We start from the raw sequence: 17,232 nt of genomic DNA, 5'->3' as shown, positions 1-17,232 counted from the left end.
AGCGGTGCACCCCGGCGCCAACGCGCACATCGTCGCCCCCCAAGGGGGCCGCGTCGATGACCTCGACACAGGCTAGGGCCCGCGCGGGTCGGACCTGTCGGGCCCGGAGCCGGATTGGTCAGGGGGCGACGCGGGTGAGGTAGGTGTGGTGGGTGGTGAAGCCCAGCGAGCGGTAGAGGGCCACCGCCGGGGCGTTGCTCTGCTCCACCTGGAGGAAGACGTCGGTGGCGCCCAGGGCCGCGCCCCAGTCGGCCAGGGCGCGGATGACCCGGGTGGCCAGGCCCTGCCGGTGGGCGTGCGGGAGGACCTCGATCAGGGTCAGGCCGAGCAGCCGCCGCGCGCCGGTGACCGTGCCACGGCCGACGGCGAGCAGTTCGCCGTCGGCGTACACCCGGGCGAAGCGGACCTGGTCCACGGCGGTGAGCACGTGCCGGGCGGCGTCCGGCAGGCCGCCCTTGCGCCCGGCGGCGACGGCGAGCCAGTCGTCGGACGGCGCGGCGGTCAGCTCGACCGGCGGCGCGGCGGTCAGCTCGACCGGCGGCAGCCCGGCGCGGTCCGCCCGCAGCCTGGCCAGCGGCACGGTCTGCACCAGCACCGGCGGCCGGGCGCCCCAGCCCCGCGCGTCCAGCTCGGCGCCGACCGGCGCGGCGAGCGGCAGCGGCGTGTTGACCATGGCGGGCTGCCCGAGGTCGGCGTACCAGCGCTCGACGGCGTCCAGCGCGGCCGGCAGCGGCCGGTCCGGGTCGCCGACCGGCAGGGCCGAGTTCGCCCGTCCGGTCCAGCCCTCGGCGCTGCGCAGCAGCCAGTCGCCGAGGCGGCCCCGGGTCGGGGCCGGCCACGCCGCGTCGGCGGCCAGCTCCAGCGCCACCACCGCGCCGGCCGTCGGCCGGCGGGCCGGCGGCACCCGCTTGGCCCGGTGCACCTCGCCCACCGGGACCTGGAGCCGGCCCTGCGCGGTGGTGAGGGTGAGATGGGTCTCGGTCAGCTCGACCAGCTCGCCGAGGGCGTCCGAGAAGAGCGGCCGGCCTTCGCGAATCCCCACAATCCGGCGAACCACGATCCGGTGTCCCACATCCTGCTGTCGGAGCACGATCGACCCCCTCCCCGGCGAGATACTAGGCTCTAACCGTCGCGGGTGATCGCGGCGTGTCTTGCGGAGGAGAAGACCGGTGACCTACATCATCGCCGAGCCCTGCGTGGATGTGCTCGACAAGGCATGCATCGAGGAATGCCCGGTCGACTGCATCTACGAGGGAAACCGGATGCTCTACATCCACCCCGACGAGTGCGTCGACTGTGGTGCCTGTGAGCCGGTGTGTCCGGTCGAGGCCATCTTCTACGAGGACGACGTCCCGGAGCAGTGGAAGGACTACACCGGGGCGAACTACGAGTTCTTCGAGGACCTGGGCTCGCCCGGGGGCGCCTCGAAGATCGGCAAGGTGGAGAAGGACGCGACCTTCGTCGCGGGCCAGCCACCGCGCGGAGAAGGCCACTGAGTCGGCCCGAGCCGGTCTCGTCACGGCTGCCCGACTTCACCTGGGACACCCTGGGCGCCGCGGCCGCAGTGGCCGCGGCGCACCCGGACGGCCTGATCAACCTGTCGATCGGCACGCCGGTCGACCCGGTGCCCCCGGTGATCCGGCAGGCCCTGGCCGACGCGTCCGACGCCCCTGGCTACCCGCTGACCGCCGGCACGCCCGCCCTGCGGGCCGCCATCGCGGACTGGGTGGCCCGGGTCTGCGGTGCGGGCGTCGACGGCCTCGGGGTGCTGCCCACCATCGGCTCCAAGGAGCTGGTGGCGTGGCTGCCCACCCTGCTCGGCCTCGGCCCCGGTGACATCGTCGTGGTGCCGTCGGTCTGCTACCCGACGTACGAGGACGGGGCGCGGATCGCCGGCGCCACCACCGTGCGCACCGACTCGCTGACCGCGCTCGGGCCCGACCCCCGGGTCCGGCTGGTCTGGGTGAACTCGCCGGGCAACCCGACCGGCCGGGTGCTGCCCGCCAACCACCTGCGCAAGGTGGTCGACTGGGCCCGCGAGCGGGGCGCCGTGGTGGCCAGCGACGAGTGCTACCTGCCGCTGGGCTGGTCGGCCGCCGCCGAGCCGGTGTCGGTGCTCGCGCCCGAGGTCTGTGGCGGGTCGTACGACGGGCTGCTGGCGGTGCACTCGCTGTCCAAGCGCTCCAACCTGGCCGGGTACCGGGCGGGCCTCGTCGCCGGCGACCCCGCCCTGGTCGCCGAGCTGCTCAGGGTGCGCAAGCACGCCGGCATGATCGTGCCCGCCCCGGTGCAGGCGGCGATGATCGCCGCGCTCGGCGACCAGGAGCACGCCGACGCCCAGCGGGAGCGCTACCGGGCCCGGCGGGAGCGGCTGTTGGCCGCGTTCACCGGTGCCGGGTTCACGGTCGAGCACTCGGAGGCCGGGCTCTACCTGTGGATGACCCGGGGCGAGGACTGCTGGGCGACGGTGGACTGGCTGGCCCGCCGGGGCATCCTGGTCGCAGCCGGCGTCTTCTACGGCCCGGGCGGCGCGCAGCACGTCCGGGCGGCGCTGACCGAGTCCGACGAGCACATCGCGGCGGTCGCCGCGCGCCTCGCCCTGCCCTGACCGGAGGCCCCCTCGCCGCTCCGCTCCTCAAGATCGGGTATGCGCCGAGCGGGCCCGGGCTGGGGACAGCCCTGGTGCCGAAGAACCGAGTCGAAGCTTGACGTGTACCGACCGAAAACGCCGAGGTGCGTGATGGTGGACAGGCGCAGTGGCGACCCCCGGGCCGCGGTGGTGGGCACGGGGCTCATCGGCGGTTCCGTCCTGCTCCGCCTGCACGAGCGCGGGATCGACGTCACCGGCTGGGACCCGGACACCGCCACCCGCGCGGAGGGACGCGCCCGGGGCATCCCCTTCCCCGAAGAACTGGCCGACGCCGTCCGCGGCCGGGACGTGGTGTTCCTCTGCGGCCCGCTGTCCAGCCTGCCGGAAACCCTGCTCATCGTCGCCAAGCACACCGGTCCCGACTGCGTGCTCACCGACGTGGGCAGCACCAAGGGCGGGATCGCCGGGTTCGCGGCGGCGAACGGACTGCCCGACCGCTTCATCCCGGGGCACCCGATGGCCGGAGCGGCGCGCGCCGGGCTGACCGCCGCCGTCCCCGAGTTGTTCGACGGCGCGGCCTGGGTGCTCTGCCCGGCGGCGGCGGGCATCGAGCGGTTCCGTACGCTCGCCGCCCTGGTCATCGACGTCTTCGGCGCGCGGGTCGTGCCGATGACGCCGGACGCGCACGACGCGGCGGCGGCGCTCGCCTCGCACATCCCGCACCTGCTGGCCGGGAGCCTGGCGGGCGCGGTGGCGGACGCCGACCTGCGGGACGCCGTGCTGGGCCTGGCCGCCGGCAGCTTCCGGGACGGCACCCGGGTCGCCGGCACCCCGGCCGCCCGGACGGCGGACATGCTGCTGAACAACCGCGACCAGGTGCTCGCCCAGCTCGGCCGGGTGACCGGGTTGCTCGACCAGCTCGCCGCCGCGCTGCGGGCCGGCGACGCGGCGGCCCTCGTGGGGCACTACGAGCGGGCGCGAGGGCTGCGGCTGGCCCTGATCGACCGCGAGCTGCCCCCGGTCGTCCGCGGCTTCTCGCTCGGCGGGGACGTCGACGGCGAACTGGGGTACCTGCTGTCGCTGGGCGCCGCCGGCGGGCACCTGACCGGGTGCCGGGTGGCGGCGGGGACGGTGACCTACACCGGCCACCTCCCGACCACCCCGGCCTGAACCCCGGCGACCCCGGGTCTGAGCCCCGACCACCCCGGGCCAGCCCCGGCCGCTCGCCCGAGACCTCGTCGTTCCGCCGTCCCGTGCGCCCGCGAAGGTGCCGACGAGGGCCCTGCTCAACGCGGGCCACGATGAGGCGCCCTTTCCTTCCTCTAGGGTGAGGGCATGGTGGACGGACCAATCGTGGCGGTACGCGGCGAGGCGTACCGGGAAGTCGCTCCCGAGCTGGCCCGGTTCACGGTGGCCGCGATGGCGCGGGACCGGGACCGGGAGGCCGTTCTGGCCCGGCTCGCCGAGCGGGCCGCCGCCGTGCGGGTGCTGCTCGACGCCGCCGAGCCGGCCGTGGACCGCCGGGAGACCGGCGACCTGCGGGTCTGGCCGGAGACGAAGCGCTCCGGCGAGCGGGTGGTGGCCTGGCACGGCAGCGTCGCCACGACCGTCACCGTCACCGACTTCACCGCGCTGGGCGAGCTGATGCTCCGCCTGGCCGATCAGGACCAGGTCGAGGTCGCCGGCCCGTGGTGGTCGCTGCGGCCGGACAGCCCGGCGTACCGGGAGGCGCGGCACGCCGCCATCGCCGACGCGCTGGCCCGCGCCCGGGAGTACGCCGAGGCGCTGGGCTCCCGGGTGACCGCGCTGCTGGAGCTGGCCGACAACGGGCTGACCCCGCAGCCGATGATGACCCGCGCCGCGTTCAAGTCGGGCGGGCTGGAGGACGCCCCGCCGGAGCTGGAGCTGGACCCGCAGCCGCAGAGCGTGCACGCGGCCGTGGAGGCCCGGTTCACGATCACCGAGCCGGCCCTCGGCTGATGCCGGCCGCCCGGGTCCTCTCGCTCGGAGAGCTGGTGGCCCGCGCCCGGGCCCTGGCCGGGGCCGGGCCCCGTCAGCTCCTCGGCATCGCCGGAGCGCCGGGGGCGGGAAAGTCCACGCTGGCCGAGCGGGTCGTCGCCGAGGTGGGTGCGGCCGCCCGGCTGGTGCCGATGGACGGGTTCCACCTGGCCCAGGCGGAGCTGCGCCGGCTCGGCCGGGACGCGCGCAAGGGCGCGGTGGACACCTTCGACGTCGGCGGGTACGTCGCGCTGCTGCGCCGGTTGCACCGGCTGGAGCCGATCTCGGTCTGGGCCCCGGAGTTCCGTCGGGACCTGGAGGAGCCGGTCGCCGGTGCGGTCGAGGTGCCGCCCGAGGTGCGCTTGGTGGTGACCGAGGGTAACTACCTGTTGCTGCCCGAGGATCCGTGGGACGAGGTGCGGTCGCTGCTGCACGAGGTGTGGTTCCTCGACCTGGACGCCGAGCTGCGGCTCCGCCGGTTGACCGCCCGGCACGAGTCGTACGGGCGGTCGGCGGAGCAGGCGCGGGCCTGGGCGCTGGGCAGCGACGAGACCAACGCGGCTCTGGTGGCCGGCACCGCCGTACGCGCCGATCTGGTGGTCCGGCTGGCCGACCCGCCCGCCTGAGCGACGGGGCCGGCGGCGGTGCCCCGGGGGCGGCGTCCCGCACCGTGAGCCGCGGCCCGGTCGACGGGTCAGGCGAGCTCGCGTACGACCCGGGCGGGGTTGCCCACCGCGACGACGTTCGCCGGCAGATCGCGGTTCACCACGGATCCCGCGCCGACCACCGTGTTGTCGCCGATGCTCACCCCGGCCAGCACGATCACCCCACCGCCGAGCCAGACGTTGTCCCCGATCGTGATCGGCTGCGCCGCCTCCCACTTCTCCCGCCGGGGCTCCGGGTCGACCGGGTGGGTGGCCGTCAGGAGCTGCACGTTCGGTCCCATCTGGACGTCCGCGCCGACGTTGATCCGGGCGACGTCGAGGAAGACCGCGTTGAAGTTGACGAACCCGCGCGGCCCGAGGTGGACGTTCCAGCCGTAGTCGCAGTGGAACGGCGGTCGGACCCAGGCGCCCTCGCCGACGGAGCCGAGCAGCTCGCGCAGCGCGGCCAGCCGGCCCTCGGGGTCGGCCGCCGAGCTGCGGTTGAACGCCTCGTTGAGGCAGGCGGCCCGGTCCAGGTCGGCCAGGATCTCCGGGTCCTCGGCGCGATACAACTCGCCGGCGAGCATGCGGTCCTTCATGGAGGTCATCGGCCGATCATCCCCCGGCCGGGCCTCCACTTAGTGTCAAGTTTGTCACTTTCCTGTCTTCTCTTCCGCATACCGAGTATGCAATTCTCTTCTGTACCTGTGCGACCCCTGTCAGTGATGACGCCTCACAAGGAGGAATCCGTTGCATCGAGCAGGAAGAAAATCGGCCGGCCTGGCGCTGGCCCTCGGTCTGGTGCTCGCCGCGCCGCTGACCACCCCGGCCGGGGCCGCCCCGGCCACGTCCCCCGCCTCCGCCACCCCCGCCGGGGCCGAGCCGGCCGGCCGGACCGCCGGACGCCCGGCCACCACGGTCACGCTGGTCACCGGTGACCGGGTCACCGTCGCGGCCTCCGGCGCGGTGTCCGTCCGGCCCGGAGCCGGCCGCGCCGACCTGCGCTTCCTGGTCCAGCGGGACCGGGGCCGCGTCACCGTGCTGCCCCAGGATGCGCTGCCGCTGCTCCGGTCGGGCAAGGTGGACCGACGGCTCTTCGACGTCACCGGGCTGATCGAGGCCGGCTACGACGACGCCCACCGCAACAGCCTGCCGCTGCTGGTCTCGTACCGCTCGGGTGAGGCCCGCCGGGCCGTCGCCGGCATCGCCGGCACCCGGGTGACCCGCGACCTGCCCGCGATCGGCGGGGCGGCGGTGACGGCCGAGAAGGCCCGAGCCGGCGCGGTGTGGGGCGCGATGACCTCCGGCCGGGCGTCCGCCCGGGTCGACACGGCGGAGGGTGTCGACCGGCTCTGGCTGGACGGCCGGCGCAAGGTGACCCTGGACCACAGCGTGCCCCAGATCGGGGCGCCCGCCGCCCACGCGGCCGGGCTCACCGGCAGGGGCGTCACCGTCGCGGTGCTGGACACCGGCGTCGACCCCGAGCACCCCGACTTCGCCGGCCGGCTCGCCGAGTCGCACAACTTCAGCGAGGCGCCCGAGCCGGGCGACACGGTCGGCCACGGCACCCACGTCGCCTCGATCATCGCGGGCAGCGGCGCCGCCTCCGGCGGGAAGTACCGGGGGGTGGCCCCGGACGCCACGCTGCTCTCCGGCAAGGTCTGCGAGAGCACCAGCTGCGCCGACTCGGCGATCCTCGCCGGCATGCAGTGGGCGGCGGCGGAGAAGCACGCCACCGTGGTCAACCTGAGCCTCGGCGGAATGGACACCCCCGAGGTCGATCCGCTGGAGCAGGCGGTGCAGACCCTCACCGCGCAGACCGGCACCCTCTTCGTCATCGCCGCCGGCAACGACGGCTCCGACGGCTCGGTCGGCTCCCCGGCCAGCGCGGACGCCGCCCTGGCGGTCGGCGCGGTCGACCGCGACGACGAGCTGGCCGACTTCTCCAGCCGGGGCCCCCGGGTCGGCGACGACGGCCTCAAGCCGGACATCACCGCCCCCGGCGTGGAGATCGTCGCGGCTCGGGCCGCCGGCAGCGACCTCGGCGACCCGGTCGGCGAGAAGTACATGACGCTCTCCGGCACGTCGATGGCCACCCCGCACGTCGCGGGCTCGGCGGCGCTGCTCGCCCAGCGGCACCCCGACTGGCGGGCCGGCGCGCTCAAGTCGACGCTGATGGCCTCGGCCAAGCCGCACCCCGGGCAGACCGCCTACCAGCAGGGCGCGGGCCGGGTCGACGTGGCCCGCGCGATTGGCCAGCAGGTCACCAGCGACCCGGCGAGCGTGTCGTTCGGCCGCGCCGAGTGGCCGCACGGCGACGACCCCACGATCGCCCGCACGGTGAACTGGCGCAACTCCGGGTCCACGCCGGTCACCCTCGACCTCACGGTCGAGGCCACCGGCCCGGACGGCGACCCCGCCCCGGCCGGCCTGTTCCAGCTCGGCGCGTCCCAGGTCACCGTGCCGGCCGGCGGCCAGGCGCAGGCCACCGTCACCGCCGACACCCGGGTCCAGGGCGCGGACGGGTACTACACCGGCCGGGTCGTCGCCCGATCCGGCGCGACGGTGGCGGTCACCCCGATCGCCGTGCACCGCGAGGTGGAGAGCTACGAGGTCACCATCGCCCACGTCGGCCGGGACGGCCAGCCCATCAGCGAGTACGGCACCACCCTGGTCGGCCTGAACTCCTTCAACTTCGTGGACGTCTACGACGCCGACGGCACGGCGACCGTGCGCGTCCCGAAGGGCCGGTACGGGCTGGCCAGCTACCTGTTCGCCACCGACGCGAACGGCGAGCCCGCCGGGGCCACCGTGCTCGCCCGGCCCGAGATGATCGTCGATCGGGCGCTCCGGCTCACCCTCGACGCCCGCACCGCCAAGCCGGTGCTGAACACGGTGCCGCAGCGCGGCGCTACCCCGCGACTGGTGGACGTCAGCACGGTCTTCTTCGGCGCCGACCAAAGCATCTACGGGTTCAGCCTGTGGAGCGACGGCTTCGAGGGGCTGACCAGCGGGCAGGTCGGCCCGGCCAGCACTCCCGAGCGGTTCGTCGCCACGATCGGCAGCCAATGGGCCGAGCAGGGCGCGGCCAGCAGCCCCTACCTGTACGCGCTGCTGGAGGCGTTCCCCGGCCGGATGCCGACCGGCTTCGTCAAGCACTACCGCAGCCGGGACCTGGCCACCGTCGTGCACACCTTCCGGGACGCCTACCCGGGGCTGGAGGCCGAGCGGATGGTCCTGGGCGAGCTGGAGTACAACACGGGCGGCTCCGCCGTGGTCCTGCCCACCGCGACGCCCGGCCGCCGGGTCGAGCACTACAGCACCAACCACGTGCGGTGGGAGAGCGAGCTGAACTTCGGCACCCCCAGCCCCGAGGGCTGGCTGGACACGCAGGCGGTGCTGCGCACGCCGCCGACGGCGTACCGGGCCGGCCGGACGTCCCACGAGACCTGGGGCGAGGCCCCGTTCGCGCCGTCCTTCCCGGTGCGGCGCTGGGGGCACGAGGGGATCACCCGCACGGGCGACACCATCGTGGCCGACCTGCCCGTACACAGCGACGCGGGCGGACACGCCGGCGGGTCGCTCAACGACACCGAGTGGACCAGGCTGTATCGCGGCGGCAAGCTGGTCGGGGAGAGCGAATACCCGGGGTACGGGGAGTTCGAGGTGCCGGCGGGCGCGGCGAACTACCGGCTGGAGACCTCGGCGAAGCGCGGCTTCACCGACCTGAGCACAGAGGTCACCAGCGCCTGGACGTTCCGGTCGAAGCACGTCCCCGGTGACGGCTTCGCGTCGCTGCAGGCGATGGCGGTGCGCTTCGCCCCGGCGCTGCGCGTCGACAACAGCGCCCCCGCCGGGCGGTCCTTCACCGTTCCGGTGCGGGTGGAGCGGCAGGACGGCGCTCCGGCGGCGAAGGTCGCCAAGCTGACCGTCGACGCCTCGTACGACGGCGGGAAGACCTGGCGCAAGGCGGAACTGCGCCGCCAGGGCTCCGGCTGGACGGCCACGCTGACGCACCCGGCCGGCACCGGCCACGTCTCGCTGCGGGCCACCGCGAAGGACACCGCCGGAAACACGGTGACCACGCGGATCATCCAGGCGTACCGGCTGCGCTGAACCGGCGTCCGGGCCCGGCGGCACGTCCCGCCGGGCCCGGACCCGTGCCGTCCTCCGTCGGCGGTGCCGCCGTCGCCCGGCCTCGGTGATCCGGCCGCCGGGCCACGCGGCACCGCCGACGGTCGTCAGTCGTTGGCGTGCAGGGCGGCGTTCAGCTCGATGCCCCGGCCGGTGCGGGGGCGGGCCTCCAGCGCGCCGGTGACCGAGTTGCGCCAGAACAGCAGGCCGTCGACGCCGGACAGGTCGCGGGCCTTGACCACCCGGCCGTCCGGGAGGGCGATCTTCGAGGCGGCGGTGACGTAGCAGCCGGCCTCGACCACGCAGTCGTCGCCGAGGGAGATGCCGACGCCGGCGTTCGCGCCGATCAGGCTGCGCTCGCCGATGCTGATCTTCTCGGTGCCGCCGCCGGACAGGGTGCCCATGATCGACGCGCCGCCGCCGATGTCGGAGCCGTCACCGACCAGCACGCCCTGCACGATGCGCCCCTCGACCATCGAGGTGCCCAGCGTGCCGGCGTTGAAGTTGACGAAGCCCTCGTGCATCACGGTGGTGCCGGCGGCGAGGTGGGCACCGAGCCGGACCCGGTCGGCGTCGGCGATCCGCACCCCGGCGGGGACCACGTAGTCGGTCATCCGGGGGAACTTGTCCACCCCGTACACGCTCAGGTGGCGGCCGGCGGCCCGCTCGATCACCCGCAGCTCGTCCACCCGCTCCGGCGGGCACGGCCCGGCCGACGTCCAGGCCACGTTCGCCAGCTTGCCGAAGATGCCGTCGAGGTTCAGCTCGTTGGGCCGCACCAGGCGGTGGGAGAGCAGGTGCAACCTCAGGTACGCGTCGGCGGCGTCCTTGATCGGTTCGTCCAGCGCCCCGATCACCGTGACCACCTGGGCGGTACGCAGGCCGGGCAGCGACCGCTCGCCGACCGCCCCCGGCGGCAGGTCGAGCACGTCCGCCTCGTCCTCGCCGGAGACCAACGGAAGCTCGCCGAGCCCCAGCTTGCCCGTCGGGTACCAGGTGTCGAGCACCTGCTCGTCAGCGGTGATGGTGGCCAAGCCGATGCCCCACGCAGGCTGTGCAGTCGTCACGTCTGTGACGGTACCGTGCGAACCATGGAGAACCCGCTGACCCCTGAGGTCCTCGCCGATCCGGTGGCGTTGACCCGCGTCCTGGTCGACATCGAGTCCGTCTCTCTCGACGAGAAGGCGATCGCCGACTGTGTCGAGGAGGTGCTGCGTGCCGTGCCGCATCTGACCACGTTCCGGCACGGCAACACCGTCATGGCGCGTACCGACCTGGGGAGGGACTCCCGGGTGGTGCTCGCGGGGCACCTGGACACCGTCCCGCTGAACAACAACTTCCCGTCGACCATGCGCGGCGACCTGATGTACGGCTGCGGCACCTCGGACATGAAGTCCGGGGTGGCGTACGCGCTGCACCTGGCGGTCACCCTGCCCGAGCCGAAGTACGACGTCACGTACTTCTTCTACGAGGCCGAGGAGATCGAGTCGAAGTACAACGGCCTCTTCCTGGTCGCCGAGGCGTACCCGGAGTGGCTCCAGGCGGACTTCGCGCTGCTGCTGGAGCCGACGCACGGGATCGTGGAGGCCGGCTGCCAGGGCACCATGCGTGCGGTGGTGACCACCACCGGCGTCCGGGCCCACTCGGCGCGCTCCTGGCACGGCGTGAACGCCATCCACGCCGCCGGCGAGGTGCTGCGCCGCCTGTCCGGGTACGAGGCGCGGCGGGTCACCCTCGACGGCTGCGACTACCGCGAGGGCATGAACGCGGTCCGGGTCGGCGGCGGGGTCGCCGGCAACGTGGTGCCGGACCACTGCGAGATCGAGGTGAACTACCGGTTCGCGCCCGACCGGACGCCGGCCGAGGCCGAGGCGCACCTGCGTGAGGTGTTCGCGGGCTTCGAGCTGCGGGTGACCGACTCGGCGGCCGGGGCGGCGCCCGGGCTGGACGCGGCCCCGGCGAAGGAGTTCGTGGCGGCGGTCGGCACCACCCCGATCGGCAAGCTGGGCTGGACGGACGTGGCCCGGTTCGCCGCGATGGGCATCCCGGCGCTGAACTTCGGCCCGGGGGATCCCAACCTGGCCCACCACCCGGACGAGCACGTCGAGATCAGCAAGATCCGCGACGGCGCGGCCACCCTGCACCGCTGGCTAACCCCCGCCTGAACCCGCCGTGCCCCGGGGCTTGAAAGCCTGGCCGGGGGCGTGGCCTGGCCGGGCGGCCCGCCCACTCTGATTCGGTGGGCGGGCCGCCCGGCCGGCAGCCGTACGGTCGGTCAGGCGGTCGGGGACAGGGACGACTCGGGGCGGGTGTCGGTCGGGTCGCCGGTGAGGTCGGCGGTGCTGGCTTCCATCTGCCGGGTGCGGCGGCGCTCGGCCACCACGTCCTGGATCCGTCGCTGCATCTGCCGACGGATCCGGATCATCTCGCTGCTGCTGATCACGCTGGCTCCTCCCCCGAAGGCGCGCGCCGGGGCATACCCGGTATGTGAATACTAAGACGTGCGTGCGACCGAATTAGTTGCCCTGGTCGTGGAAAATCTGTCCGCCCCGCCGCTGTCCGCCCGCCACCTGGTTCCGGTGCCACCTCCGGTGGGTGCCCCTCCACTACGGTTGCTCCCATGAGCGACAGCAACGGACGAGGCTCGGGCCGCGAGCGGGGGCGGGAACGGCATCGGGGCGCCGTCACGCTGCGCCGCCAGGCCATCCCGACGAGCACCGCCGACCAACGGCTGCTGGACTCCCGGGGGCGCGGCGACTGGAAGACCAAGGACGCCTGGCGGGCCCTGCGCATCCTGTCGGAGTTCGTGGAGGGCTTCGACACCCTGGCCGACCTGCCGCCGGCGGTCAGCGTCTTCGGTTCGGCCCGGAGCAAGCCGGACAGCCCGGAGTGTCGGATGGCCGAGGACCTGGGCGCCGCCCTGGCCCGGGCCGGGTACGCGGTGATCACCGGCGGCGGCCCCGGCGTGATGGAGGCGGCCAACCGGGGCACCAGCGAAGCCGGCGGGCTCTCCGTCGGGCTCGGCATCGAGCTGCCGTTCGAGCAGGGCCTCAACGACTGGGTCGACCTGGCCATCGACTTCCGGTACTTCTTCGCCCGCAAGACCATGTTCGTCAAGTACGCCCAGGCGTTCGTGGTGCTGCCCGGCGGCTTCGGCACCATGGACGAGCTGTTCGAGGCGCTGACCCTGGTGCAGACCGGCAAGGTAACCCGGTTCCCGGTGGTGCTCATGGGGACGGACTACTGGCGTGGCCTGCTCGACTGGCTGCGCGACACGATGGCGGTCGAGGGCAAGATCGGGCCGATCGACCTGGAGCTGATCTGCCTCACCGACGACGTCGACGCGGCGGTCCGGCACATCGTGGAGGCCGAGGCCGCGCTCTCCGCCGAGCAGGAGGCGGTCCGCGAGGAGGCCGTCGCCCAGACTGCGGCGGACCAGCAGGCCGCCGCCGAGCACGGCCGGGAGGGCTGAGCCGGTGGCGGCGATCTGCGTGTTCTGCGCGTCGTCCCGTACCCTCGACCGGCGCTGGCTCAACCTGGCCGCCGAGGCGGGCGCGGAGATCGCCCGGCGCGGCCACACGCTGGTCAGCGGCGGCGGCTGCGTCGGGATGATGGGTGCGGTGGTGGACGGGGCCCGGTCCGCCGGCGGGACCACCCTGGGGGTGATCCCGCAGTCCCTCGTCGACCTGGAGGTGGCCGACCTCGCCTCGGACGAACTACTGGTCACCGGCAGTATGGCCGACCGCAAGACCCTCATGATCGAAAAGTCGGACGCGTTCCTCACCCTGCCCGGTGGGCTGGGCACCCTGGACGAGCTGTTCGAGGTCTGGACCACGGCCACCCTCGCCCTGCACACCAAGCCGATGGTGCTGGTCGACGTGGACGGCTTCTACCGCCCCCTGATCGACTGGCTGGCCAGCCTCGCCGACCGCAACTTCCTCAAGCCGGCCGGCCTGGGCCTCCTCACGGTCGTCGACAGCATCCCCGCCGCCCTGGACGCCCTGACCCCCCGCCTCACCTGACCTTTCTGCCCCACCCCGCTCGCCCCGCCTGCCCCGGTGATCAAGAGATTTTCGTCAGGATCTGGCGCGCTGTTGACGCGAACTTCTTGATCGCCAGGCGGGGGCGGGACCGGGTGGGGTGGGGTGTCGTAGGGGCGTGGTGGGATGGGGGGATGCAGGCGTACCGGCTGGTGCGTCGGCCTGCCGAGGCGGCCCGGGGGGACCGCCGGTCGGGTGGGGCGGCGCGGGGGGACGGTCGGCCCGAGGGGGCGACCGAGCGGGATCATCGGGCCGGGGGACCGGGCGGCGATGACGCGCAGGCCGGTGAGGGCCGCGGGGGCGGTAGCACGTACGCCGACCAGCCTGCCGGCGGTCTGGCGCGCGCCGAGGAGTCTCCCGCCGGGCGGGGACACGCCGAGGAGTCGACCGCGGTGCCGGCCGAGAGGGCGGAACGCACCGAGGAAGCTGGGCCGGCCGAGGAAACGGAGCGGGGCGGAAGGGCTGAACGGGGCCGGGGGTGGCGGGACGACTCGCTCCAGGCCGAGGTCGTGGCGCACACCGGCGGGCCGATGCTCGTCGTCGGCGGGCCGGGCACCGGGAAGACCAGCACGCTGGTCGAGGCGGTCGCCGCGCGGGTGGCCGAGGGCGTCGACCCCGAGCGGGTCCTGGTGCTCACCTTCGGCCGTCGGCAGGCCACCGACCTGCGCCGCCGGATCGAGGCCCGGGTGGCCGGCGACGGGCACCGGGTGCTGCGCGAGCCGTTGGTGCGCACCTTCCCGGCGTACGCGTACGGGCTGCTGCGCCGGGCCGCCACCGAGCGGGGGGAGCCGTCCCCGCGGCTGCTCACCGGCCCCGAGCAGGATCTGATCATCCGGGAGCTGCTCGACGTGGTCGGCGAGGAACCCGACGACGACCCGGTCGGCTGGCCGGAGGACCTGCGCCCCGCCCTGCGTACCCGGGCGTTCGCGGCCCAGCTCCGCGACCTGCTGATGCGGGCCGCGGAGCGCGGGGTGGGCCCGGCGGAGCTGGCCCGGCTGGGGGAGCGGCTGGGCCGCGCGGACTGGCCGGCCGCCGCCCGCTTCCTCCGCGAGTACGTCGCCGTGCTCGCCCTGCGTGACGTCAGTAACCGCGGCTCGATCGCGTACGACCCGGCGGAGCTGGTCCGGGCCGCCACCGGGCTGCTGCTCGACGACCCGGAGCTGATGGAGGCCGAACGCCGCCGCCTCGCCCACGTGTACGTCGACGAGCTGGCCGACACCGACCCGGCCCAGCTCGACCTGCTCGCCGCGGTGGCCGGCGGGGGAAAGTCCCTCGTCGCCTTCGCCGATCCGGACTCCGCCACGTACGCCTTCCGGGGCACGGACCCGGCCGGGGTGAGCGCGTTCCCGCACCGGTTCCGCACCGTCTCCGGGGCGCCGGCCGCGCAGGTCGTGCTGAACACGTCGTACCGGGCCGGTGCGGGGATGCTCACCGCCACCCGGCGGCTCACCGGCCGGCTGCGTGGCCCGGCGGCCCACCGCCGGTTGCATCCGCTGCCGGCGGCCCCGGCCGGCTCGGTCGAGGTGCGTACCTTCCGCTCGGCCACCAGCGAGGCCGCCTGGTTGGCGCAGGCCCTGCGCGCGGCGCACCTGCTCGGCGGCGTGCCCTGGTCGGCGATGGCGGTGCTGGTCCGCTCGACCGCCCGGCAGCTTCCGGTGCTGCGCCGGGCGCTGCACACCGCCGGGGTGCCGACCGTGGTGCACGGCGAGGACCTGCCGCTGCACCTGCAACCGGCGGTGGCCCCGCTGCTGCTCCTGCTGCGCTGCGCGCTGGAGCCGGAGCGGCTGGACGAGGAGGCGGCGGTGGTGCTGCTGCACTCGCCGCTGGGCGGGGCCGACCCGCTGGCCGAGCGGCGGCTGCGCCAGGGGCTGCGCGCCCTGGCCCTGGCCGGTGGGGACCGCCGGCCCTCCGGCGAGCTGATCGTCGACGCGCTGCGCGACCCGGAGGAGCTGGCGGCCATCGACCGGCTCTGGGCGGAGCCGGCGCAGGCGGTGGCCGGCCTGCTCGCCATCGCCCGGGAGGCGGCCGAGCGGCCCGGGGCGACCGCCGAGGACGTGCTCTGGGCGGTGTGGGACGCCAGCGGCCTGGCCGAGCGCTGGGCCGGGGCGATCACCCGGGGGCAGGCGGCGACCGGCGAGCACGAGACCGCACGGCGCTGGCGGGCCGAGGCCGCCGACCGGGACCTGGACGCCGTGCTGGTGCTCTTCGACGCGGCGGCCCGGTTCGCCGACCGGCTGCCCGGCGCCCGTACCGAGGTCTTCCTCGACCACGTGCTCGGCCAGGACCTGCCGGCGGACACCCTGGCCGCGACGGCCGACCGGGGCGAGGCCGTCCGGCTGCTCACCGCGCACGCCGCCAAGGGGCTGGAGTGGGACCTGGTGGCGATCGCCGGGGTGCAGGAGGGCGTCTGGCCGGACCTGCGGCTGCGCGGCAGCCTGCTCGGCTCCGAGCGGCTGGTCGACGTGCTCGCCGGCCGTGGCCAGGACGACGGCGGGCGGGCGGTCCTGATCGGGCAGACGTCCGCCCTGCTGGACGAGGAGCGCCGGCTCTTCCACGTGGCGGTGACCAGGGCCCGTCGCCGGCTGCTGGTCAGCGCCGTCGCCTCGGCCGCGGTCGGCGGCGACGACCACGAGGAACAGCCCAGCCGGTTCCTGTACGAGCTGGACCAGACCGAGCCGCCGCGTCCGGGCGACGGTGGTCCGGGCGACGGCGGCCCGGGCGACGGCGGTCCGGGCGATGGCGGCCCGGTCCCCGCCGAGCATCGTCCGGTCACCCTGCCGGTGGCCGGGCCGCCTCGGGCGCTGACCCTGCCGGCGCTGGTCGCGGAGCTGCGTACCGCCGTGGCCGACCCGGCGGCGTCGCACCACCGGCGGCGCGCGGCGGCGGCCGAGCTGGCCCGCCTGTCCGCCGCCGGGGTGCCCGGCGCGCACCCCGACGACTGGTGGGGGCTGCGCGGCCTCTCCGACGATCGGCCGCTGGTCGACGAAGGGCAGCCGGTGAAGGTCACCCCGTCGGCGATGGAGAGCGCCCTGCGGTGCAGCCTGCGCTGGCTGCTGGAGCGACACGGCGGCAGCGGGCCGGCCAGCGCCGCGCAGGGGGTGGGCAACCTGGTGCACGCCGCCGCGATGCTCGCCGAGGACGCCAGCGCGGACCGTTCCGCCCTGCTGGAGTACGTGGCCGCCCGGTTCGACGCGATCGAGCTGGCCGCCCGGTGGATGGTCGGCCCGGAGCGGGAGCGGGCCGAGGCCATGGTGGACAAGCTGCTGCGCTGGCTGGCCGGCAACCCGCGCCGGCTGCTCGCCATCGAGCACGAGTTCGCGGTCCGGCTCGACGACCCGCACCGGCCGGTCGAGTTGACCGGCCGGGTGGACCGGCTGGAGGTGGACGACGCCGGCCGGCTGGTGGTGGTGGACCTGAAGACCGGCAAGTCCACCGCCGTCACCGAGCCCGAGATCGGCGAGCATCCGCAGCTCGGGGCGTACCAGGCGGCGGTGGAGTCGGGGGCGTTCCCGGAGTTCGGCGACGAGTCCGGGGGCGCGGCGCTGGTGCAGCTCGGCACCGGCGCGAAGGACGCCAAGGAGCAGAGCCAGCCGGCGGCGGGGCAGGGGCCGGAGGCGGGCTGGGCGACCGCGCTGGTGCGGCGCACCGCCGATACGATGGCCGCCGCCACCTTCGCCGCGGTCGCCAACTCGAAGTGCCGGGTCTGCCCGGTGCGCACGAGTTGCCCGGTGTCCGGGCAGGGGCGCCAGGTCGTCGAGCCGCCGACCCCCCGCCGCCAGGGGCTGACGTGAGCGCGAGGAGTGAGCTTGCGAGCCCCGCAGTCGCG

Annotated in this window: 14 protein-coding genes; 10 read left to right on the top strand and 4 right to left on the bottom strand. The window is 75.0% G+C overall.

Annotated elements, in window-relative coordinates; all coding sequences use genetic code 11:
• Positions 1-118 precede the first annotated feature (118 nt).
• The gene (locus GVV04_RS06505) at positions 119-1,090 is read right to left on the bottom strand and encodes a GNAT family N-acetyltransferase (RefSeq protein ID WP_161685565.1); all 972 of its coding nucleotides are present in this window, start codon (positions 1,088-1,090) and stop codon (positions 119-121) included.
• Between the two features lie 79 nt (positions 1,091-1,169).
• Between GVV04_RS06505 and fdxA the strand changes: the two genes are divergently transcribed.
• From fdxA to GVV04_RS06480, 5 genes are all read left to right on the top strand, one after another.
• On the top strand, positions 1,170-1,496 hold the full coding sequence (fdxA, locus tag GVV04_RS06500; protein ID WP_007072862.1) for a ferredoxin: 327 nt from the start codon (positions 1,170-1,172) through the stop codon (positions 1,494-1,496).
• Positions 1,493-2,608 (top strand): succinyldiaminopimelate transaminase, encoded by a 1,116-nt coding sequence (gene dapC, locus GVV04_RS06495; protein ID WP_161686732.1) that lies wholly within the window; start codon positions 1,493-1,495, stop codon positions 2,606-2,608. The genes fdxA and dapC overlap by 4 nt, the downstream gene beginning before the upstream one ends.
• Before the next feature lie 132 nt (positions 2,609-2,740).
• Positions 2,741-3,760, top strand: coding sequence for a prephenate dehydrogenase (locus GVV04_RS06490; RefSeq protein WP_161685562.1), 1,020 nt, complete (start codon positions 2,741-2,743; stop codon positions 3,758-3,760).
• 165 nt (positions 3,761-3,925) lie between these two features.
• A complete protein-coding gene (locus tag GVV04_RS06485) occupies positions 3,926-4,570 on the top strand; it encodes an SIMPL domain-containing protein (protein ID WP_161685560.1) in 645 nt (214 codons plus the stop codon).
• Positions 4,570-5,214, top strand: coding sequence for a nucleoside/nucleotide kinase family protein (locus GVV04_RS06480; RefSeq protein WP_161685557.1), 645 nt, complete (start codon positions 4,570-4,572; stop codon positions 5,212-5,214). Before GVV04_RS06485 ends, GVV04_RS06480 begins: the two co-directional genes overlap by 1 nt.
• A 68-nt stretch (positions 5,215-5,282) precedes the next feature.
• Here GVV04_RS06480 and GVV04_RS06475 read toward each other — a convergent pair whose 3' ends face one another.
• The gene (locus GVV04_RS06475) at positions 5,283-5,840 is read right to left on the bottom strand and encodes a sugar O-acetyltransferase (RefSeq protein ID WP_161685555.1); all 558 of its coding nucleotides are present in this window, start codon (positions 5,838-5,840) and stop codon (positions 5,283-5,285) included.
• A 142-nt stretch (positions 5,841-5,982) separates the two neighbouring features.
• On the opposite strand from GVV04_RS06475, the gene GVV04_RS06470 reads away from it, so the two are divergent.
• On the top strand, positions 5,983-9,348 hold the full coding sequence (locus GVV04_RS06470) for a S8 family serine peptidase (protein ID WP_235965722.1): 3,366 nt from the start codon (positions 5,983-5,985) through the stop codon (positions 9,346-9,348).
• A gap of 125 nt (positions 9,349-9,473) precedes the next feature.
• On the opposite strand, the gene dapD is transcribed toward GVV04_RS06470, so the two are convergent.
• The gene (gene dapD / locus GVV04_RS06465) at positions 9,474-10,433 is read right to left on the bottom strand and encodes a 2,3,4,5-tetrahydropyridine-2,6-dicarboxylate N-succinyltransferase (protein ID WP_161685553.1); all 960 of its coding nucleotides are present in this window, start codon (positions 10,431-10,433) and stop codon (positions 9,474-9,476) included.
• A gap of 24 nt (positions 10,434-10,457) precedes the next feature.
• Between dapD and dapE the strand changes: the two genes are divergently transcribed.
• Positions 10,458-11,531: a succinyl-diaminopimelate desuccinylase gene (gene dapE, locus GVV04_RS06460; protein ID WP_161685551.1), complete on the top strand. Its 1,074-nt coding sequence runs from the start codon at positions 10,458-10,460 to the stop codon at positions 11,529-11,531.
• 110 nt (positions 11,532-11,641) lie between these two features.
• Here the strand turns inward: dapE and GVV04_RS32125 are convergent, their stop codons facing one another.
• Positions 11,642-11,809, bottom strand: a complete 168-nt coding sequence (locus tag GVV04_RS32125; RefSeq protein WP_201753267.1) for a hypothetical protein — start codon at positions 11,807-11,809, stop codon at positions 11,642-11,644.
• 177 nt (positions 11,810-11,986) lie between these two features.
• Between GVV04_RS32125 and GVV04_RS06455 the strand changes: the two genes are divergently transcribed.
• The 3 genes from GVV04_RS06455 to GVV04_RS06445 all read left to right on the top strand — a co-directional run bounded on the left by GVV04_RS06455 (position 11,987) and on the right by GVV04_RS06445 (position 17,197).
• Positions 11,987-12,838, top strand: a complete 852-nt coding sequence (locus GVV04_RS06455) for an LOG family protein (protein WP_161685549.1) — start codon at positions 11,987-11,989, stop codon at positions 12,836-12,838.
• Between the two features lie 4 nt (positions 12,839-12,842).
• Complete coding sequence (locus tag GVV04_RS06450; protein WP_161685547.1) at positions 12,843-13,388, top strand: LOG family protein; 546 nt, start codon at positions 12,843-12,845, stop codon at positions 13,386-13,388.
• Between the two features lie 152 nt (positions 13,389-13,540).
• Entirely contained in the window at positions 13,541-17,197 is a 3,657-nt protein-coding gene (locus GVV04_RS06445; RefSeq protein ID WP_161685544.1) for an ATP-dependent helicase, read from the top strand.
• The last annotated feature ends 35 nt before the right edge of the window (positions 17,198-17,232 follow it).

This window comes from Micromonospora rubida (genome assembly GCF_009908295.1).
Classification (GTDB): domain Bacteria; phylum Actinomycetota; class Actinomycetes; order Mycobacteriales; family Micromonosporaceae; genus Micromonospora; species Micromonospora rubida.
This window is presented reverse-complemented; position numbering and strand designations above follow the sequence as displayed.